This window comes from Streptomyces subrutilus (genome assembly GCF_001746425.1).
GTDB classification, from domain to species: domain Bacteria; phylum Actinomycetota; class Actinomycetes; order Streptomycetales; family Streptomycetaceae; genus Streptomyces; species Streptomyces subrutilus_A.
This window is the reverse complement of record NZ_MEHK01000001.1, coordinates 6297508-6316200: the sequence shown is the minus strand read 5'-3', so window position 1 is coordinate 6316200 and position 18693 is coordinate 6297508. Positions and strand designations below refer to the sequence as shown.

The following is an 18693-nucleotide window of genomic DNA, read 5'->3' as shown; positions in this document are numbered from 1 at the left end:
TCGGAGCGGGCGGGCCACCGCATCGTGGGCTGGGTTGGCCATCCGGCCGGTCCGGGGCGGGCCGCCGGCCCGTGACCGTGGTCCCGTGAGGCCGCCTGGAGGCGACCCCGGGGCGAGGTGCGGGCTTACTTCGCCATCGTCAGGCCGTCCTTGGCCGCGCCGCGGCTGAGGACGGCCTCGGTGACGGCGTCCCGGGCGGTCTCGTAGTCGCCGTGGCCCGGGTTCTCGTCGAGGGCCGCGGGCAGGTTGACGACCCGGCCGACGGAGAGGTCCATCATCTGCGGGACGAACTCGGCCTTGGCGACCTGCCAGCGCTGGCCGGGGGCGGCCGGCGGGGCGAAGGTGAAGCGGCCGATCGAGCCGTAGTTGCCGCGCATGTCCCGCGCGCCGGAGTGGTTGAACATCTCTCCCGCCACCTGGTCCCCCATGCCGTAGACGATCCACGTCCCGTTGACCTTCTCGTAGGCCTGCGGGATGTGCGCGTGCGTGCCGAGGATCATGTCGATGTCGGGGCGGCCGCCCGTCTGCGAGGCGGTCAGCGCCCTGCCGAGCGTGAGCTGGTTCTCGTCGGGGTCGGTCTGCCACTCCGTGCCCCAGTGGAGGCTGACCAGGACCACGTCCGCGCCCGCCTTCCGGGCGGCCCGCGCGTCCGCGACGATCTTGTCCTGCTCCATCAGGTTGACCGCCCACGGCTGCCCCTGCGGCATCGGGTACCCGTTGGTGTCGTACGTGTACGCCAGGTGCGCGACCTTGGCGGAGCCGGCCGTGTACGTGGTCACGGTGGCCGCCTCCGCCGCCGTACGGGCCGATCCGGCGTGCTTCAGACCGACCTTGTCGAACCGGTCCAGGGTGCGGCGCAGCCCGTCGGCCCCGTCGTCCAGGGTGTGGTTGGAGGCCGTGGAGCAGCCGTCGTAGCCGGTGTCCTTGAGCGCGTCGGCGACGCTCGGCGGGGAGACGAAGGCCGGGTAGCCGGAGAAGGGGCCGCCCTCCTCCCCGTAGATGGTCTCCATGTGGCAGAGGGCCAGGTCGGCGCCGGAGACCACGGACTTGACGCCGGAGAACATCGGCCGGAAGTCGTGTCCGTCGCCGTCCGCGTCGTTCGCCGCCCGCTGGATGACCGAGGTGTGCGGCAGGACGTCGCCGCTCGCGACCAGCGTGAAGCCCTTGGCCGCCGGAGCCCCGGCGGCGCTGGAGGCGGGTCCGCCGGACTCCCCGAGGCGTGCCGTCGCCGGTTCCCCCGCGGCCGAACAGCCGGCGGCCGCCGACAGCAGGAGGGCCGAGAGGAGGGCGGCGGCCTGTCGGGTGCGCTTGGTCATCTCGGACCCCGGCTCTCATCAGTACGACTATCCGATCTCCTGTAATCCATAGAACGGGACGCCATTAGTCAAGGAACGGATCCGTCCGCCGGGCACAGGCCCACCCGATCGGCCGCGCCCGCCCGATCGGCCGCGCCCTGCCGTTCGCCGCGCCGTTCGACCGTTCACCGCCCGGCCCGGCCGCCCACCGGATGACCGGGGTGCTTGGGCGCACCGGCCGGACCGGACGGTTCCCGTCGGGGCTCCGCGCAGGTCAGGGTGAAGACGTCGCCCTCCCCCACGGACCCCCGCACCCCACGGAAGGAGCCCCTCGTGCCGCTCTCCCCCACCCTTCGGCGTACCGACCCCGAGACGCTGGCCGAACTCCAGCGCGACCACGGGCGGGCCCTGTTCGGTTTCCTGGTCGGGCTCACCGCCGGGGACGCCCAGCGCGCGGAGGACCTCGTGCAGGAGACCCTGGTACGGGTCTGGCAGCACCCGGAGGTCCTCTCGACCGAGCACGAGTCCATGCGGCCCTGGCTGTTCACGGTGGCCCGGCGGCTCGCGATCGACGCCCGGCGCGCCCGCCTGTCACGGCCGCAGGAGGTGGACCCCGAGGGCCTGGAGCACGCGCCCGCCCCCGTGGACGCGGTGGCCGGTTCGGTCACGGCCATAGACGTCCGGCGGGCCGTCGGCTCCCTGGGCCCCGAGCACCGCGAGGTGCTGATGCAGGTGTACTTTCAGGACCGCTCCGTGGCCGAGGCCGCCGCGGAGCTCGGCATCCCGGCGGGGACCGTCAAATCCCGTACGCACTACGCCCTGCGCGCCCTGCGCAGGGACCTCCAGGGGTACGGGTACGGGCTCGGGGCCTGAGCCCGGCCGGGTCGGGTCCGCGGGCCGCCCGCGAAGAGAGCGAGTACCGCCTCGAATGCGCGCTAACCGGACAGGAATCGCATGGATTGAGGCATCGATGCGTGCAAGTTGAGTAAACATCCCCCGCCCGGTGAGCCGCTCGGTGAAGGCTCAGGGCTGACGGCGGGACGCTGAACGCGCGGGAGAAGGTGGAACGGTGCAGCCCGAGGGTATGAACGGCACCAGTGACGGCGGGCTCGCGGTGCCCATGGCTTGGCTCTACGCCGAGTACATCGCAGACGAACTGCTGCGCACCGGCCGGCTGATCCCGGTCAGCACCCTGGAGTTCCGGGCCGGGCGGGACACGCTCGCGCTGACGATCTACCTCTCGGACGCGGCCGGGGAGCTGTCCGGGATCCGGGTGGTCTCCCAGCTCGACGAGTGGCTCTCGCTGACGGCGTACGGCCACCCCTGGCGCGACTGGGTGCACACCCGGTTCCTCGCGCTGGGCGAGGAGGCCCGGGAGCGCGGCCGCGCCGAGGAGCCGGACCTGGAACTGGCCCGGGCGGCCTGGCGCTGGCTGGACCGTACGGAGCTGTTCGCCACCAACCTCGACCCGGGACGGCACGGCCATGCGGACACCCCGCCGGGGCTGGACGAGAACGCGCGGGTGTGGACCCCGGCCTGGCAGCTCGGCCTGCCCCTGGGCCACTTGGCGATGCACCTGTTCTGAGGACCGGCGCGAGAGAGAGCCTAGAACGGGCGGCCGGGCCCCGGGGCCTCGGCCGGGTCCGCCACCAGGCCGGTGAAGTCCGCCTCGTTGCGCTCGGCGCGCAGGACGTACCACCGGGCGATCAGCCACATCACCGGATACACCAGCAGGCCCAGCGCCACCCACACCAGCGGCCCGGACGCCGCCCTGGGCAGCAGCAGCACCAGCGGCAGCGTCCCGACCGCCAGCGCGAGGCCGGCCAGCGCGCACAGCGCCGCGCGGAGCTGGCCGCGCATCAGGGCCCGTACGTAGGTGGCGCCCAGGGTGGTCTGCTCGGAGATCTCCGAGCGGGCCGGGGTGTGCACGGGCGGCCGGCGGCGGGTGCCGCGGGGCACCCCGGTGACGATCTCGCGCCGCGGCGGCTGCTGCTGTTCCTCGGGCATGGAGCCGGAGTCTACGCAGGGCCCCGCTATTTGAGGAGGCGCGAGAGCCGCCGGTCCGCGAGCGGCTTCCCGCCGGTCTGGCAGGTGGGGCAGTACTCGAGGGAGGAGTCGGCGAAGGAGACCGAGCGGACGGTGTCCCCGCACACCGGGCACGGCTCCCCCGCCCGGCCGTGCACCCGCAGCCCGCTCTTCTTCTCGGCCTTGAGCTTCCCGGCCGCCACCCCGTGCGCCCGGTCCACGGCCTCGCGCAGGGTGTCCGCGACGGCCGTGTACAGCCGGGTGGTCTGCTCCTCGTCGAAGGACGCGGCCAGCTTGAACGGCGAGACCTTGGCCCGGTGCAGGATCTCGTCGCTGTAGGCGTTGCCGATCCCGGCGATGACGCTCTGGTCGCGCAGCACGCCCTTGATCCGGCGGCGCTCCCCCGCGAGCAGGGCGGCGAAGGCGTCCCGGTCGAAGGCCGCGTCGAGGGGGTCGGGGCCGAGGCGGGCGATGCCGGGCACCTCTTGGGGATCCCGTACGACGTAGACGGCGAGGCGCTTTTGGGTACCGGCCTCGGTGAGGTCGAAGCCGCTGCCGTCCGCGAGGGCGACGCGCAGCGCGAGCGGCCCCTTGCCCGGGCGGGGCGGCTGCGCCGGCAGGGCATCCTGCCAGCGCAGCCAGCCGGCCCGGGCCAGATGGGTGACGAGGTGGAGCTCGCCGATGCGCAGGGCCAGGAACTTGCCGTACCGGGCGGTGGCGCCGGCCGTCTGCCCTTCGAGGGCGGTCAGCGGCGGGTCGTACGTCTTGAGCACGCTCACCGCGAGCGGGAGGACGCGCTCCACCACCCGCCCCGTGAGGTGCTCGTCGAGGTACTCCCGCAGGGCCTCGACCTCGGGCAGCTCCGGCATGGTCCCAGCCTGCCCCCGCCCCGGCCGGAACGCGAACCGTGCACGTACGGCCGCCGGCCCTCCGAACCCCGGCTCCGCCGCCGAAGCCCCGTACCCGGCCGACACGCCCCACTCCGAACCGGTCCGCGCCCACCGGAACCGGCCCGCACCCGCACCCGCACCGGCCCCGCGTCCGCGCCGGACCCTGCCCGCACAGGCCCCTCCCCCGCGGCTGCGGTCGGGCGTCAGCTCACCACGAACTCGCACCACACGCACTTGCCGCCGCCCCGCGACTCCACGCCCCACACGTCCGCCAGCCGGTCCACCAGCATCAGCCCGCGCCCCGACACCCCCGACTCCCCGGCCTCGCGCCGCCTCGGCAGGGCGCTGGAGCGGTCCTCGACCTCCACCCGCAGCCTCCGCTCGGGGCCGTTCAGCACCCGCAGGGTCACGATCGCGGGGCCGTCCGTGTGCATCAGGGCGTTCACGATCAGCTCGTCCGCGACGAGTTCGATCTCGTCGGCCCGCTCCCGGGCGCCCCACGCCCGCACCGCCGCCCCGATCATGTGGCGCGCCGCCACCAGCGCCTCCGGGTCGCCCGGCGCCACGTGCTGCTGGAGCCGGCCGCCGCCCTGCGGGCTGTCCTCCACCCGGCGGCGCAGCAGGAGCAGCGCCATGTCGTCGTCCCCGCCCCGCTCCTCGACGACGCCGCACAGCCGGTCGGCGAGGAGCTGCAGGTCCGCGGGGCCGCTGCGGACCAGGGAGGTGAGCAGCCGGATTCCGTCGTCCAGGTCGGCGCCGGGCTGCTCCACCAGGCCGTCCGTACACAACAGAATCGTTTCCCCGGGGTCCAGTTCCACCGTGGTCACCGGATACTCCAGGCGACCGAACTCCGCCGAGAGGCCGAGCGGCATCCCGCCCCCCACGGGGAGCCTGCGGCAGTCCCCGCCGCGGGTGCGCAGCAGCGGGTCGATGTGTCCCGCCCGGACCAGCTGGAGCACTCCCGTCGACAGGTCGGCCTGCACGTACGTGCACGTCGCGAAGCGGTCGGTGTCCAGCTCGTGCAGGAAGACCGAGGCCCGGGCCATCACGGTGCCCGGCGCGTGCCCTTCGGCGGCGTACGCGCGCAGGACGATCCGCAGCTGGCCCATGACCGCCGCCGCGTGCGTGTCGTGGCCCTGGACGTCCCCGATGACCGCGCCGACCCTGCCGCCGGGCAGCGGGATGACGTCGTACCAGTCGCCGCCGATGTCCTGGCCCATCCGGGCGGAGCGGTACCGTACGGCGATCTCCGCGCCCGGCACCGAAGGGATCCGGCGCGGCAGCATCGCCTGCTGGAGGCCCTCGGCCAGGTCGTGCTCCTGCTCCAGCAGCATGGCCCGCTGCAGGCTCTGCGCGATGCTGCTGCCCAGGGCGACGAGCAGGTTCCGCTCGTCCTGGGTGAAGCCGTCCTTGTCCTGGTAGAGCAGGCCGATCGCGCCGATCGGGCGGGCCTGGGCGATGAGCGGCAGATAGGCGGCCGCCGAGACCCGCATGTACTCGATCTTCGACCAGAGCGCGGGATAGTCCGCGGCGAACTCCTGCGCGGAGTCCAGGAACCGCGGCTGGAGCGAGCGGACGACCTCGCTCATCGGGTACTGCTCGTCCACGCGGGTGTAGCGCGTCCCCGGCACGAAGCTGCCCTGGGGGCCCTCGACGACGAGGTGGATCCGCCCGGCCTCGACCAGGCCCATGACCATGCCCATCGAGCCGAGCCGTTCCAGGCCGTGGGCGTCGCCGAGCGCGTCGATGACGTCCTGGACGGTCCGGGCGTGCGCGAGGGCGGCCGTGGTGCTCTCGACCACCGAGGTCTGGCGGCGGCGCTCCTCGTCGAGGCCGAGGCGTTCCGCCGAGTGGCTGAGCTCGTCGGTGGCGTCCCGGACTATGCCGATGATCCGGTACGGGCGCCCGTCGGGGCCGCGCATGACACGGCCCTGCGTGTGCGTCCAGCGCAGCCGGCCGTCGCGGCAGCGGATGCGGAAGTAGGCGCCGTAACTGTCCTCGCTGCTCTTGAGGGCGCTGGAGACGAGCGCGTCGAGCCGGGCGGCCTCGACGGCGGGCACCCGCGGCGAGAGGGATTCGGGCCGGCCGTCGTACTCGTGGGGGGCCGTATCGAACACGTCCAGGGCCGCCGCGTCCAGGTGCATGAGCCCGGTGACCAGGTCCCAGTCGAAACTGCCCATGCGGTTCAGTGCCAGCGACCGGTCCGGGTGCGCGGGCCAGTCGTCCGGCAGCGATACGGAGCTCGGCACCGGTCCACCATGACACACGGGCCGCTCAGGCGCTCTCCAGCGGGTAGCCGGGGTCGGAGGGCGACACCTGCTCCTCTTCCGGGACGGCATACGGGTCGGAGGGGTCGGACGGTTCAGCGGGATCCACGGGATCGGAGGGGTTGGAGGGGGCGAAGGGGTCGTACGGATCGCCCAGGTCCTCCGTCCCGTCGGACGGGACGTCCGACGGCAGGTCGCCCGGGTCGTCGGGCGGCAGGTCGGAGGGCAGGTCCGACGGCGGATCCTGCGGGGCGGCCGGATTCGACGGCGGCAGGCCCGGGCTCTGCCGCGGCCCGTCGCCCGGAGCGGACGGCGCGGAGGGGGTGCTCGGCGGGCCCGGGGGGCAGTCGGTGGCGGCGGGGCCCGGAACGCCCGTCCTGCCGTCGCGCGGGGCCGGCGGGGCGGTGCGGGCGAGGCTGTTGCCGGCGGGGCTCGGGCAGGGGTCCGCGGGTACGGTGCCGGGCGGGGTGACGGGCGCCTCGGGGATGCCGTCGGCGGGGTCGAACGGGGGCATGACCTGCGGCGGCCGGTCCTGGGCCCCGTCGTCGCCCCGCTTGCGCTCGATCCAGGTGTTGTCGGCGATGTTGACGATGACCAGGTTGTTGATCACGTGGGGGGTGGGTTCGATGACCACGACCTGATGGGGCTGGTAGCCGTTCCACGGGTCGCCCTTGTGCACCGGGGAGCCCTTGGGGGCGCGGGGCGAGAGCAGCGGATTGCCGCAGGCGCAGCGGACCCGGGGCATGCCGTGCTCGTCGACGAGGACGGCGGTGCCTGCCTGGAGCACGGACTGGAAGCTGTCGGCGGCGCCGCCGCGGAAGCCGTGGCTGGTGACCCGGGTGTCGGCGCGGAGCACGACGGGGGTGAGGCCGCGGAGGAAGTCGGGGATCTTCGCCTGTTCGATGTCCGAGGCCTGGGCGAAGGCGCGGGCCTTGGCCGCGTCCTCGGTCAGGTAGCGGACCTGCTGTTCCACATCGCAGCTGCCGAGCCGCTGGGTGCCGCCGTAGAGGCCGGGGGTCGCCGCGTTGACCGTGCGGATGCCCTGTCCGGTCGGGTTGGGCAGCGGGGGCTGTACGGGTGCGGACTCGCCGGTGGCCGAGGAGGCGGTGAAGGGGGCGGGGCCCGCGGAGGCCACGGGCTGGAGGTAGACGTCCGGGCTCTCCGCTCCCGCCGCCCCCCGCTTCTCCCCGGAGCCGCCGCAGCCCGCGGCGAACAGGCCGAGGGCGGCCAACAGAGCGGCGCCGGCCGGTGCGTGACGACGCGGCGCCTGACGAGGTGTCGGAGGTGTCGGTGCGTGCACGTGGATCTCCCTTTTCGCCCCGGTTGCTCCCTCTTGTCTGCCCCATGCGAGCGAGAGCCGCAACCGGAGCGCTTCTTGAACATGTTCAAGCAACCCCGTAGAGTCGCACCCAGGAGTTGAACATGTTCAACGCACTCGGGAGGGGGAGGCCGCCATGACGGCGTTGGTGAACGTGATCGTCACCTTGGGCATGCTCTACGTGGTCCCGGCCGGCCTGCGCCTGATCGATCCGGCCGGGCTCCGCCGGACCGCCCGCCTGTGGCCGCTGCCGGCCGTCCTCGGGGCGGTGAGCCTGTGGCTGCCGCGCGGCGGGGCCGCCACCGTCCTGGCCGCACTCTACGCGGCGGCCTGTCTGGCCCTCGCCGCCCGAGCACCGTCCGCACTGCCGCGGGGCCGGGCGCCGGGACCGGCCGAGGTCGCCGTGGTGACGGCGCTGACCTCGCCCGCCGTCGCCGGGACGGCCCTGGTCGCCGAGCGGGCCGGCCACCGGCTCTTCGGCTTCGACCTCGACATCCTGGCGCTCACCGTGCCCCACTTCCACTTCGCCGGATTCACGGCCGCCCTGGTCGCCGGACTGGTGTGCCGGGCCGCGGCCCCCGGACCGGGCGCGCGCTGGGCCGCGTACAGCGTCCCGGCCGGCACCCTGCTCGTGCTCCTCGGCTACTTCGTGGACGACTGGGCCGAGCTGGCGGGCGCGGTGGTCCTGACCGGCGGGATGTGGGCGGTGGCCCTGACGACCTGGCGGGAGATCCGCCCCGCCGGACGCGACCGGACCACCCGCGCGCTGCTCGCCGTCTCGGCCGCGGTCCTGGTGGCCACCATGCTGCTCGCCCTGTGGTGGGCGGCGGGCGAGGCCACCGGGATCCCGCACCCCACCCTGACCTGGATGGCCGCGACCCACGGCCTCGGGAACGCCCTCGGATTCGCCCTTTGCTCGCTGCTGGCCTGGCGCCGGCTGACCGCGGACCACCCGCGGAGCGCAGACCACCCCCGGACCGCCCGACAGGAGACCACGCCATGAACCGCCTCACCAGCGCCGCCCGGGACGGCCTCAGCTATCCCGACCGGGGTGCGACGGCCCGCCGGCCCCTGCCCGCCGGCTACCACCACCTGCACCACCGCACCCGGGTCGGGCGCGGCCGGGCCGCCTTCGAGGCCGCCGGCGTCGCGGTGACCACCTTCCAGGCCCACCGGACCTCCGGAATGCTGGTGCGGGCGGACGCCGGGGCCGTCCGCCCCGGCGGCCGCGTGGTGGTCGGGATCGGGTGGGGCCCGCTGCGGATCAGCGCCCCGTGCGAGGTGGTCTGGACGGCATACGAGCCCACGCGGGTGGGCTTCGCCTACGGGACGCTGGCCGGCCACCCCGAGAGCGGGGAGGAGTCCTTCGTCGTGGAGCTGGACGCCGACGGCACGGTGTGGTTCACCGTGACCGCCTTCAGCCGCCCGGCCGGCTGGTACACCCGGCTCGCGGGCCCGGTGGTCCCGGTCCTCCAGCGGAGCTACGCCCGCTGGCTCGGCCGCCACGTGCGCAGGCTGGCCGCGGCCGCCTGACCGGTCCGATACTGGAGGCGATGGACTGGTTCACGGCGCCGGGGTACTGGCTGGGCCGGCTGGTCTTCCAGCGGGCCCTGGCCGGTGTCTACCTCTTCGCCTTCGTCGGGGCCGCCCTGCAGTTCCGGGCCCTGATCGGAGCGCGGGGCATGCTGCCCGTGCCGCGCTACGTGCGGTACGTGCCCTTCCGGCGCGCCCCCAGCCTGTTCCAACTGCACTATTGCGACCGACTCTTCGCCGGCTGTGCCTGGGCGGGGGCGCTGCTGGCGGCGGCGCTGGCCGCGGGGGCGGGGGACGAGGTTCCGCTGGCCGTCGCGATGGTGATGTGGGCGCTGCTGTGGCTGCTCTACCTGTCCATCGTGAACGTGGGGCAGACCTGGTACTCCTTCGGCTGGGAGTCCCTGCTGCTGGAGGTGGGGTTCCTCGCCGTCTTCCTGGGCAACGCGCGGACCGGGCCGCCGGTGCTGGTGCTCTGGCTGCTGCGCTGGGTCCTGTTCCGGGTGGAGTTCGGGGCCGGGCTGATCAAGATCCGTGGGGACTCCTGCTGGCGCAAGCTCACCTGCCTCCACTTCCACCACGAGACGCAGCCGATGCCCGGACCGCTGAGCTGGTTCTTCCACCATCTGCCGGGGCCGCTGCACCGGGTGGAGTGCGCGGCCAACCACGTCACCCAACTGGCGGTCCCCGTCCTGCTGTTCACCCCGCAGCCGGTGGCCTCGTACGCCGCCGGGACCATCGTGGTGACGCAGCTGTGGCTGGTGCTGTCCGGCAACTTCGCCTGGCTGAACTGGCTGACGATCATCCTGGCGCTGTCGGCCGTCGACTTCACCGGGCTCGCGGGCGCGCCCCCGGCCTCCGCCTCCCGGGCGGCGCCGGTGTGGTTCGCGGTGCTGGTCTGCGCCGTGACCGTGCTGGTACTGGTGCTCAGCCGCCACCCGGTGCTGAACATGATCTCGCGCCGCCAGGTGATGAACCGCTCCTTCGACCCGCTCCACCTGGTCAACACCTACGGGGCGTTCGGCACGGTGGGCCGGATCCGCGAGGAGGTGGTGGTCGAGGGCACCGCCGACCGGGTGCCGCACGCGGACGGGGACTGGCGGGAGTACGGGTTCCGGGGGAAGCCGGGGGAACCGCGCAGGCTTCCGCGCCAGTTCGCCCCGTACCATCTGCGCCTGGACTGGCTGATGTGGTTCGCGGCGCTCTCCCCCGGCTATGCGCGGGACTGGTTCGGGCCGTTCGTGGAGCGGCTCCTGGCGGGCGACCGGGACACGCTGCGGCTGCTGCGGCACAACCCCTTCCCGGACGCCCCGCCGCGTTATGTCCGCGCCCTGCTGTACCGCTACCGGTTCACCACCTGGCGCGAACTGCGCGAGACGGGTGCGTGGTGGCACCGCACCCTGGTGCGCGAGTACCTGCCGCCCACCCGTCTCGCCGACGCGGCCTGGTCAGAGCCCGAGTAGGGCCGCTTCCCGCTCCGCGTCGAGGCCGGGAGCCGGCCGGTCGGAGCGCTGCGGGGCCTGGCCGCCGAGCGAGCGGAGCCACGCCCAGGTGTCCGCGACGGTCTCCTCGACGGGGCGGCACTTCAGGCCCGCGGCGAGGGCCTTGGAGACGTCGCCGCGGTGCATGAAGTCGTGCATTTCGCCCTCGGGGACCCAGACCGGGAGCTCGGTCCAAGGCTGTATGCCGGCCTTCTGGATCAGGTCCGGGTCGGTCCAGCGCAGTTCGGCGCGGCCTCCGGTGGCGGCGGCGCAGGCCTCCAGGAGGCTCCCGGTGGTGGCGTGCCCGGCCGGGGAGACCAGGTTGTAGGCGCCGTCGTGCCCGGCGGCGGCCGCGTCGAGGGTCCAGCGCGCGAGGTCGCGCACGTCGATGTACTGGAGCGGCAGGTCCCGCGGTCCGGGGGCGAGGACCGGGCCGCCGCGGGCGGTGCGGTTCAGCCACCAGGGCAGCCGTCCGACGTTCTCGTACGGGCCGAGGATCAGCCCGGCGCGTGCCAGCAGGGCCCGGTCGCCGAAGGCGTCGAGGGCGGCGAGTTCGCCGCCGCGCTTGTCCTCGGCGTACGCGGTGGATCCGGCGTCGGGCGAGCCCTCCACCAGGGGGCTGTCCTCGTCGATCCCGGCCGCGGCGGGATAGGCGTACACGGAGCGGCTGGAGACGTACGCGTACCGGCCGGCCCTCTCGCACAGCAGGCGGGCGCTGTCGCGTACGGCGGTGGGGGCGCCGCCCCAGGTGTCGACGACGAGGTCCCATTCCCCTTCGGCCAGGGCGTCCAGGCCGCCGGGGGCGGTGCGGTCCCCGTGCAGGGCCGAGGTGCCCCGCGGGGGCGCGTGGCGTCCCCGGTGGAAGACGGTCACCTCCCAGCCCCGGTCGAGGGCGTCCTCGGTGATCGCGCGTCCGACGAATTCGGTTCCACCCAGCATCAGCAGCTTCATGTCCCTCAGCGTGCCCGGCCTGCCGGGGCGGCGGAAGTCATGATCGCCCTCAGCGATGACGCTCACGGCGTAGGCGGTTGGGGAACCGACGGGCCGCGGCAGCGCCCCCGGCGCGGGTGGGCACGGGGGCGCGCGTACCGCTCTTGCGGGCTAGTCGATGCCGGGCAGGATGTGCGCTTCCGCCAGGTCGTCCTCGTACCCCGCCAGCCTGATCGGGGCGGACCGCGCCCAGACCTCAAGGCTTCCGAGCTCGTCGGTCCGCGGTTTGGCCCGCGTTCCCGTCCGCTCCAGCAACGTCGGTTCGGGCTTCGTCGTTTCTGTCACCGCGCACTCCTCTGTGTCGCGTAACCCGGCTGGCATGCCGCGCCGGGCTGGGAGGAAAGGGTTTCCGGACGCGGTGGCGCCTTGGTGGAGCGTGGCCCGGGTGGGGCCGTCTGCTGCCCCAGGTTACACATTTGAGCGGGCCCCCGCTCGATAGAAAGGCAAAAACCACGTCGCCCTCTTGTTTTCGCCGCGAGTTCAGGAAGTCGTCGGCCCGCGGGTGCGACAAGCATGGTCCGCTCGAGCCCGGATGCGCGCGGGGGGCGACGGAGGGAGCGGCGGTGGCGAGGTCCGCGGTGCGGGGGTTCGGCGTGCCCCACGTCTCGAGTGTTCCGGAGCTGATGGATCTTCTGCATGCCTGCCGCGGCGGCCGCGGACTGCGGACCGCGGCCCTGCTGCGGCGCGCCCACCCGGCCGACAAGGAGCTCCAGATCGCGGGCCTGGTACTGGATCTCGGCGAACTGCTCCGTCCGGGTGACGCAGCGTCCCCGTGCGATCACTATGTGGCGGAAGCGGTGCGCCCGTTGCTCGGTGAGCGGGTGGCCGGGCTGATCCGCCTGCAGGCGCGGGCCGGGGAGGGGAGCGGGCTCGTAGCCCTGGCGGCGGCCGGCCCGGACGGCGAGGCCGCGGCGGCCCTTCGCCAGACCCATGACGGCGCGGACGCGGCGGGCCCGGAGGCGGGCGTGCTGGAGGACTGGCAGCCGGTGCTGGAACTGGTCTCGGCGGGCGCCTACCGGGCCGTGGCCGGGCAGCCCTTCCTGCCCCGGACGTGACCGACCCCCTCGGCACGCCGAGGGGGTCGGTCACGGGGTCACGGGGTCACGGGGTCACGGGGTGAGGAGTCACGGGGACCGCCGCCCCCGGGTGGCTACCAGTTCGCGGGGGCGTAATCCTTGAGGAAGACGCCGAACAGGTCCTCGCCGGCCTCGCCGCGGACGACGGGGTCGTAGACCCGGGCCGCGCCGTCGATCAGGTCGAGGGGCGCGTGGAAGCCCTCCTCGGCGAGGCGCAGCTTGTCGAAGTGCGGGCGCTCGTCGGTGATCCAGCCGGTGTCGACCGAGGTCATCAGGATGCGGTCGGTCTGGAACATCTCCTGGCCGCTGGTCCGCGTCACCATGTTCATCGCGGCCTTGGCGGCATTGGTGTTCGGGTGGCCCGCACCCTTGTAGCCACGGCTGAAGACGCCCTCCATCGCCGAGACGTTCACCACGTACGCCCGCCCGCTGGACGCCTTCCGGGCGGCCTCGGCCATGGCCGGCCGGAGCGCGCTGATCAGGATGAAGGGCGAGGTGTAGTTGCACAGCTGGGTTTCGAGCAGCTCCACCGGGGAGATCTGGTCGATGGTCTGCACCCAGGTGTTGCTCTCGACGACGTCGGGCAGCAGGCCGCCCGCGTCGATGGCGGTACCGGCGAGGTGCCGCTCCAGGCTGGCGTTGCCCGCCACCAGGGCGAGGTCGGCGACCTTCTGCGCCTCGAGCCCGCTCACCCCGACGGGCAGCGCCGCCAGGCCGTCGACCGCACCGGAGTTGAAGGCGCCGATGACGCGGTGGGCGGGAAGCTCGCCGGCCGGCAGCGGGGCGCTCTCCCCCTCGACCAGCGCGGCGTACGCGGTGGGCAGGCGGCGCACGGTCTGCGTCGCGTTGTTGATCAGGATGTCCAGCGGACCGGCCTCGGCCACCCGGTCGGCGAGCTCGACCGCCTGGGCCGGGTCGCGCAGGTCTATGCCGACGACCTCCAGACGGTGGATCCAGTCCGCCGAGTCCTCCATCGCCTTGAAGCGGCGGATGGCGTCCTTGGGAAAGCGAGTGGTGATCGTGGTGTGGGCGCCATCGCGCAGCAGCCGCAGCGCGATGTACATACCGATCTTGGCCCGGCCGCCGGTGAGCAGCGCGCGCTTGCCGGTGAGGTCGGCGCGGGCCTCCCGCCTGGCCCGGTTCTCGGCGGCGCACTCCGGGCAGAGCTGGTGGTAGAAGTAGTCGACCTCGACATAGCGCGTCTTGCAGACGTAGCAGGAGCGCGGGCGCTGGAGTATCCCGGCGATCCGGCCGGTCTCCGTGACCGAGGAGGGCAGGAGGCCCTCGGTCTCGTCGTCGATGCGCTCGGCGGAGCCGGTGGCGGTGGCCTCGGTGACGGCCCTGTCATTGGCGGTCTTGGCGGCGCGGCGCTCCTGGCGGCGGCGCTGCTTGACCGTGCGGTAGAGACCGGCGGTCGCGCGGCGTACGGTGATCGCGTCGGGGTGGTCGACGTCGAGCTTGTCCAGCTCGTCGAGCACACTGAGGCAGAGGGCCAGCCGCTCGGGGTCGATGCCGGGTCCGTACGCTTGCCCCTGCTCCTGGCTGTCTTCGGTCACCGTCATGGCCGCTGCCGTTCCTCGATCACTCGTCCGCATCCGCCTGCTGCGGAAGTCCTCAAAAGAGGAACTGTACGGATCGGACGCACCGGGGTCCAAACCCGGCGCCGCGTACGTCACTCAGCGCGATCGGTTCGCGACTTCGCGTGCCGGAGGGCCTCGTCGGCGGCAGGCTCGGCTACTCCCGCACTACGCCGGGAGTATGACCCGTGACCGCCTGTGGGCTGCGGAATAGCGAAGTCCGGTCGGGCATTGTCGACTTCATGAGTGCACTGGCGCTGTCGGTCCTGCTCTGTCTGGTGTCCGCTCTGGCGTACGCGGGTGGCGCGGTCCTCCAGGAACAGGTCGCGGCGACCACTCCGGACCGTCCGTACGCACCGCTGCGGCGGGGCGGCTGGTGGGTGGCGGTCGCGCTCAACGGACTCGGCGCGCTGCTGCACGTCGCGGCCCTCGCGTACGGGCCGCTGAGCCTGGTCCAGCCGCTCGGCGCGCTCACCATCGTCTTCGCCCTCCCGATGGCGGCCGTTTTCGTACGGCGCCGGGCGGGCGCGGCGGCCTGGCGGGGTGCGGTGCTGGCCACGGCGGGCCTGGCCGGCCTGCTGGCCCTGACCGGCGGCGACGGCCGGGCGGAGCCGTCCCTCGCGGGCGGCGAGCGCGGCCTGCTGCTCGCGGTGACCGGGGCCTCGGTGGCGGCGCTGTTCGCGGCCTCGCACCGGATGCGCCGGGCGGTGCTGCGCGGTGTGCTGATGGCCGCGGCGGCCGGTGCGGCCTTCGGCATGGCCTCGGTGTTCACCAAGTCGGTGGCGGAGGGCTTCACCGGAGGGTCGCCGGGCGGCGCCCTGTGGCCCGATCTCGCGGCGATGGCGCTGCTGGCCTGCGGCGGGCTGCTGCTCTCGCAGGCGGCCTACCGTGGCGCCGGGCTGACCGCGCCGCTGGCCACGGTGACCGTGGTCAATCCCGTGGTCGCGGCGACGGTCGGCATCTCGCTCTTCGACGAGGGCTTCCGCTACGGGGCGGCCGGCACGGCGGCGGCGCTGGCCAGCGCCGTGCTGGCGGCGGCCGGACTGGTCCTGCTCACCGCCGTGCCCGCGCACGTGCGGGGGTCAGATGGCGACTCCACGGGCGCGGAGGTACTTCAAGGGGTCGATGTCGCTGCCGTAGCCGGGGCCCGTGCGCATCTCGAAGTGCAGGTGCGGCCCGCTGGAGTTGCCGGTCGATCCGGAACGGCCGATCCGCTGCCCGCCGGACACCTGCTGGCCGGCCTTGACGCCGAGCGCCGACAGGTGGGCGTACTGCGAGAACCGGCCGTCGGTGTGCCGGATGACGACCTGGTAGCCGTACGCACCGGCCCAGCCGGCCGAGACGACCTGGCCGGGTCCGACGGACTTGACGGCGGTGCCGGTCGCCACCGGGAAGTCGACCCCCGTGTGGTAGCCGCTGGACCAGGAGGAGCCCGCGGCGCGGTAGGCGGTGCCGAGGCCGGCGTCGACGGGGGCGAAGTAGCCTCCCGCGACCGGCTTCTGCTGCGCTGAGGCAGGCTGCTCGGCGGGTTTGGCGGCGGGCTTCTCGGCCTGCTTCGGCGGCTTCGCGGCCGGCTTCTGCGCGGGCTTGGCCGCGGGCTCGGCGGGCTTCTGGGCCGCCGGCTCCACGGGCTTGACCGGCTCGGCCGTGCGCGGCGGCTTCTCCGGGTTCTGCGCGGGCGGCGCGGCGGTGATCCGCAGGGTGAGCCGCTGTCCCGGGAAGATCAGGTTCGGGTTGCCGCCCACGGTGGCGCGGTTGGTCTCGTACAGCGCCTGCCAGCCGCCCTCGACGCGCTGCTCGGTGGCGATGGCCGAGAGCGAGTCGCCGGGCGCGACGACGTACGGGTTCGGCAGCACGGACGTCCCGGTCGGGCGGGGCGCGGCGGCCTGCTGCCCGGTGCCCACCTTGGCCTGCTGCGGCAGGATCTGCTTCTGGGGCCGGATCTGCGTTTGGGCCAGGGCCTGCTTCTGCGTCGGGGCCTGCTTGCCCGGCGCGACGGCGGGGGCCGGGCCGCTGCGGCTGAGGCCGGCCTTCTTGCCGCAGTGGGGCCAGGCCTGCGGGCCCTGGCCCTTGAGGACCTTCTCGGCGACCGCGATCTGCTGGTCCTTGGTGGCCAGGTCGGCGCGGGGGGCGTAGGCGGCTCCGCCGAAGGCCCGCCAGGTGCTCTGGCTGAACTGGAGACCGCCGTAGTAGCCGTTGCCGGTGTTGATGCGCCAGTTGTTGGTGGACTCGCAGGCGGCGACCTTGTTCCAGGTGTCCACGGACGCGGCCTGCGCGGTCCCGGCTCCGATGAGCGGGAGCGCTATCCCGGCGCCGCCGGCGGTGACGACGAGCGAGGCCCGGTTGATGCTGCTCGGCTGATACCGGCGGTGCCGGCCCCGTACACCCATGGGAGCCCCCCAGGAAGACATCAGGAACCGCACAACCTAACGTCCCGATCAGGGCATGACAAGGGGCGCAACAGGGCGCTCACGCACGGAATCTGACGTTGTCTCGGCTGCGCTCCGGCCGCTGGGCGGCAGCCTGCGTGTAGCGTCGGCCGTCCCCGCACACCGAGGCACGCAGGAGCGCAGCGATGAGCAGCAGCACGGCCCACATCGGCATCACCGGGCTCGCGGTGATGGGCAGCAACCTCGCCCGCAACTTCGCCCGCAACGGGTTCACCGTGGCCGTCCACAACCGCACCGCCGCGAAGACCCGCGCGCTGGTGGCGGAGTTCGGCCACGAGGGCGCGTTCGTGGCGGCCGAATCCGCGAAGGAGTTCGTCGACGCGCTGGAGCGCCCCCGGCGCATCGTCGTCATGGTGAAGGCCGGGGATCCGACCGATGCGGTGATCCGCGAGTTCGCTCCGCTCCTGGACGAGGGCGACGTCGTCATCGACGGCGGCAACGCGCACTTCCAGGACACCCGGCGCCGCGAGAGGGAACTGCGCGAGCGGGGCATCCACTTCGTGGGCGTGGGCATCTCGGGCGGCGAGGAGGGCGCGCTGCTCGGCCCGAGCATCATGCCCGGCGGCTCGCCGGAGTCGTACGCGTCGCTCGGTCCGCTGCTGGAGAAGATCGCCGCGAAGGCCGCCGACGGCACGCCCTGCACCTCGCACATGGGACCGGACGGCGCCGGACACTTCGTCAAGATGGTCCACAACGGCATCGAGTACGCCGACATGCAGCTCATCGCCGAGGCCTACCACCTGCTGCGCGAGGTCGCGGGGTACTCCCCCGCGCGGATCGCGGAGACCTTCCGGGCCTGGAACCGGGGGCGCCTGGACTCGTACCTGATCGAGATCACCGCGGAGGTGCTCGCGCACACGGACGCCGCGACGGGCCGGCCCTTCGTGGACGTGGTGGCCGACGCCGCCGAGCAGAAGGGCACCGGCCGCTGGACCGTGCAGATCGCCCTGGACCTCGGCGTGCCGGTGTCGGGGATCGCCGAGGCGGTCTTCGCCCGCTCCGTCTCGGGCCACGCGGAGCTGCGCGCCGCCGCCCGCGGGCTCGCGGGGCCGACGGCCGAAGCCCTGTCCCGGGAGGCGGCCGACGCGTTCGCCGCCCGGGTGGAGCAGGCCCTGTACGCCTCGAAGATCGTCTCGTACACGCAGGGCTTCCACCAGATCCGGGCCGGCAGCGAGGAGTACGGCTGGGGTGTGGACCTGGGCGCCGTGGCCTCGCTGTGGCGCGGCGGCTGCATCATCCGGGCGGCGTTCCTGGACCGGATCCGGGTGGCCTACGACGCGCGGCCCGCACTGGCGAGCCTGCTGGCGGACCCGGGGTTCGCAGCCGAGATCGGCGCGGCCCAGCAGGACTGGCGGACGGTCGTGGCGGCGGCGGTGGGCCACGGCATCCCGGTGCCCGCGTTCTCCGCCTCGCTGGCGTACTACGACGCCCTGCGCGCGGAGCGGCTGCCCGCCGCCCTCACCCAGGGGCAGCGCGACTTCTTCGGGGCGCACACCTACCGCCGCTCCGACCGCGAGGGCTCGTTCCACACCCTCTGGAGCGGTGACCGCTCCGAGGTCCGGACGGACTGAGGCCGCTCAGCTCCAGGGCCCGGGCTGCGGTACCGGCGCGGGCCCGGGCGGCGGGGGCACCGGGTCCGGCTCCGGGACGGGGCCGGGCACGGGCGGCACCGGGCGGGGCATCGGCGCGGGGTCCGGGAAGGGGCTGGGGTCCGGATTCGGCTCGGGCTCGGGGACGGGCGGCTGTGTCTGTTCTGCTTCTCGCACCATGCAGCCCATTTTCCCGCGTTCACGC

The 18693-nt window shown here is 73.9% G+C and carries 16 protein-coding genes and 1 pseudogene; 8 read left to right on the top strand and 9 right to left on the bottom strand.

Translation table 11 applies throughout. From position 1 onward, the window contains the following. Window positions 1–125 precede the first annotated feature (125 nt). Entirely contained in the window at window positions 126–1316 is a 1191-nt protein-coding gene (locus tag BGK67_RS28985) for a CapA family protein (RefSeq protein ID WP_069922843.1), read from the bottom strand. A gap of 312 nt (window positions 1317–1628) precedes the next feature. Between BGK67_RS28985 and BGK67_RS28980 the strand changes: the two genes are divergently transcribed. After that, a complete protein-coding gene (locus BGK67_RS28980; protein WP_069922842.1) occupies window positions 1629–2168 on the top strand; it encodes a sigma-70 family RNA polymerase sigma factor in 540 nt (179 codons plus the stop codon). 211 nt (window positions 2169–2379) lie between these two features. Continuing rightward, complete coding sequence (locus BGK67_RS28975) at window positions 2380–2880, top strand: hypothetical protein (protein ID WP_069922841.1); 501 nt, start codon at window positions 2380–2382, stop codon at window positions 2878–2880. Window positions 2881–2900: 20 nt separating this feature from the next. Here the strand turns inward: BGK67_RS28975 and BGK67_RS28970 are convergent, their stop codons facing one another. The 4 genes from BGK67_RS28970 to BGK67_RS28955 form a co-directional block, all read right to left on the bottom strand. Further along, on the bottom strand, window positions 2901–3302 hold the full coding sequence (locus tag BGK67_RS28970; protein WP_069922840.1) for a hypothetical protein: 402 nt from the start codon (window positions 3300–3302) through the stop codon (window positions 2901–2903). 26 nt (window positions 3303–3328) lie between these two features. Then, window positions 3329–4189 carry an Fpg/Nei family DNA glycosylase gene (locus BGK67_RS28965; RefSeq protein ID WP_069922839.1) on the bottom strand — a complete coding sequence of 287 codons (861 nt, stop codon included), beginning with the start codon at window positions 4187–4189 and terminating at the stop codon, window positions 3329–3331. A gap of 224 nt (window positions 4190–4413) precedes the next feature. Beyond that, entirely contained in the window at window positions 4414–6477 is a 2064-nt protein-coding gene (locus tag BGK67_RS28960) for a SpoIIE family protein phosphatase (RefSeq protein WP_069922838.1), read from the bottom strand. 7 nt (window positions 6478–6484) lie between these two features. After that, window positions 6485–7777, bottom strand: coding sequence for a DUF6777 domain-containing protein (locus tag BGK67_RS28955; RefSeq protein WP_208948764.1), 1293 nt, complete (start codon window positions 7775–7777; stop codon window positions 6485–6487). Window positions 7778–7931: 154 nt separating this feature from the next. Between BGK67_RS28955 and BGK67_RS28950 the strand changes: the two genes are divergently transcribed. The 3 genes from BGK67_RS28950 to BGK67_RS28940 are packed head-to-tail and all read left to right on the top strand — an operon-like array spanning window position 7932 to window position 10788. Beyond that, a complete protein-coding gene (locus tag BGK67_RS28950) occupies window positions 7932–8798 on the top strand; it encodes a YndJ family protein (protein ID WP_069922836.1) in 867 nt (288 codons plus the stop codon). Further along, entirely contained in the window at window positions 8795–9328 is a 534-nt protein-coding gene (locus BGK67_RS28945; protein WP_069922835.1) for a DUF1990 family protein, read from the top strand. Before BGK67_RS28950 ends, BGK67_RS28945 begins: the two co-directional genes overlap by 4 nt. 20 nt (window positions 9329–9348) lie before the next feature. Further along, entirely contained in the window at window positions 9349–10788 is a 1440-nt protein-coding gene (locus tag BGK67_RS28940) for a lipase maturation factor family protein (RefSeq protein ID WP_069922834.1), read from the top strand. Here BGK67_RS28940 and BGK67_RS28935 read toward each other — a convergent pair. Together BGK67_RS28935 and BGK67_RS37825 are read right to left on the bottom strand one after the other, a co-directional pair. Beyond that, window positions 10774–11757 (bottom strand): NAD-dependent epimerase/dehydratase family protein, encoded by a 984-nt coding sequence (locus tag BGK67_RS28935; RefSeq protein WP_069922833.1) that lies wholly within the window; start codon window positions 11755–11757, stop codon window positions 10774–10776. The genes BGK67_RS28940 and BGK67_RS28935 overlap by 15 nt on opposite strands. 150 nt (window positions 11758–11907) lie before the next feature. Beyond that, entirely contained in the window at window positions 11908–12117 is a 210-nt protein-coding gene (locus BGK67_RS37825) for a hypothetical protein (RefSeq protein ID WP_069922832.1), read from the bottom strand. Between the two features lie 302 nt (window positions 12118–12419). On the opposite strand from BGK67_RS37825, the gene BGK67_RS28925 reads away from it, so the two are divergent. Next, window positions 12420–12851 carry a hypothetical protein gene (locus BGK67_RS28925; RefSeq protein ID WP_069924180.1) on the top strand — a complete coding sequence of 144 codons (432 nt, stop codon included), beginning with the start codon at window positions 12420–12422 and terminating at the stop codon, window positions 12849–12851. Window positions 12852–12946: 95 nt separating this feature from the next. On the opposite strand, the gene BGK67_RS28920 is transcribed toward BGK67_RS28925, so the two are convergent. Continuing rightward, entirely contained in the window at window positions 12947–14434 is a 1488-nt protein-coding gene (locus BGK67_RS28920) for an SDR family NAD(P)-dependent oxidoreductase (protein WP_069922831.1), read from the bottom strand. A 257-nt stretch (window positions 14435–14691) separates the two neighbouring features. Between BGK67_RS28920 and BGK67_RS38395 the strand changes: the two are divergent. After that, window positions 14692–15477: pseudogene (locus BGK67_RS38395) on the top strand (DMT family transporter); the annotation flags it as partial. Window positions 15478–15531: 54 nt separating this feature from the next. Here the strand turns inward: BGK67_RS38395 and BGK67_RS28910 are convergent. Further along, complete coding sequence (locus tag BGK67_RS28910; RefSeq protein WP_069922829.1) at window positions 15532–16839, bottom strand: transglycosylase family protein; 1308 nt, start codon at window positions 16837–16839, stop codon at window positions 15532–15534. 185 nt (window positions 16840–17024) lie between these two features. On the opposite strand from BGK67_RS28910, the gene gndA reads away from it, so the two are divergent. After that, window positions 17025–18470 carry an NADP-dependent phosphogluconate dehydrogenase gene (gndA, locus tag BGK67_RS28905; RefSeq protein ID WP_069922828.1) on the top strand — a complete coding sequence of 482 codons (1446 nt, stop codon included), beginning with the start codon at window positions 17025–17027 and terminating at the stop codon, window positions 18468–18470. Window positions 18471–18693: the final 223 nt, after the last annotated feature.

Coding starts and splice junctions, on each gene's coding strand:
- BGK67_RS28985 (WP_069922843.1), bottom strand. CDS start 1,316: ATGACCAAGCGCACCCGACAGGCCGCCGCCCTCCTCTCGGCCCTCCTG.
- BGK67_RS28975 (WP_069922841.1), top strand. CDS start 2,380: ATGAACGGCACCAGTGACGGCGGGCTCGCGGTGCCCATGGCTTGGCTC.
- BGK67_RS28970 (WP_069922840.1), bottom strand. CDS start 3,302: ATGCCCGAGGAACAGCAGCAGCCGCCGCGGCGCGAGATCGTCACCGGG.
- BGK67_RS28965 (WP_069922839.1), bottom strand. CDS start 4,189: ATGCCGGAGCTGCCCGAGGTCGAGGCCCTGCGGGAGTACCTCGACGAG.
- BGK67_RS28950 (WP_069922836.1), top strand. CDS start 7,932: ATGACGGCGTTGGTGAACGTGATCGTCACCTTGGGCATGCTCTACGTG.
- BGK67_RS28945 (WP_069922835.1), top strand. CDS start 8,795: ATGAACCGCCTCACCAGCGCCGCCCGGGACGGCCTCAGCTATCCCGAC.
- BGK67_RS28940 (WP_069922834.1), top strand. CDS start 9,349: ATGGACTGGTTCACGGCGCCGGGGTACTGGCTGGGCCGGCTGGTCTTC.
- BGK67_RS28935 (WP_069922833.1), bottom strand. CDS start 11,757: ATGAAGCTGCTGATGCTGGGTGGAACCGAATTCGTCGGACGCGCGATC.
- BGK67_RS37825 (WP_069922832.1), bottom strand. CDS start 12,117: ATGCCAGCCGGGTTACGCGACACAGAGGAGTGCGCGGTGACAGAAACG.
- BGK67_RS28925 (WP_069924180.1), top strand. CDS start 12,420: ATGGATCTTCTGCATGCCTGCCGCGGCGGCCGCGGACTGCGGACCGCG.
- BGK67_RS28920 (WP_069922831.1), bottom strand. CDS start 14,434: ATGACGGTGACCGAAGACAGCCAGGAGCAGGGGCAAGCGTACGGACCC.
- BGK67_RS28910 (WP_069922829.1), bottom strand. CDS start 16,839: ATGGGTGTACGGGGCCGGCACCGCCGGTATCAGCCGAGCAGCATCAAC.
- gndA (WP_069922828.1), top strand. CDS start 17,025: ATGAGCAGCAGCACGGCCCACATCGGCATCACCGGGCTCGCGGTGATG.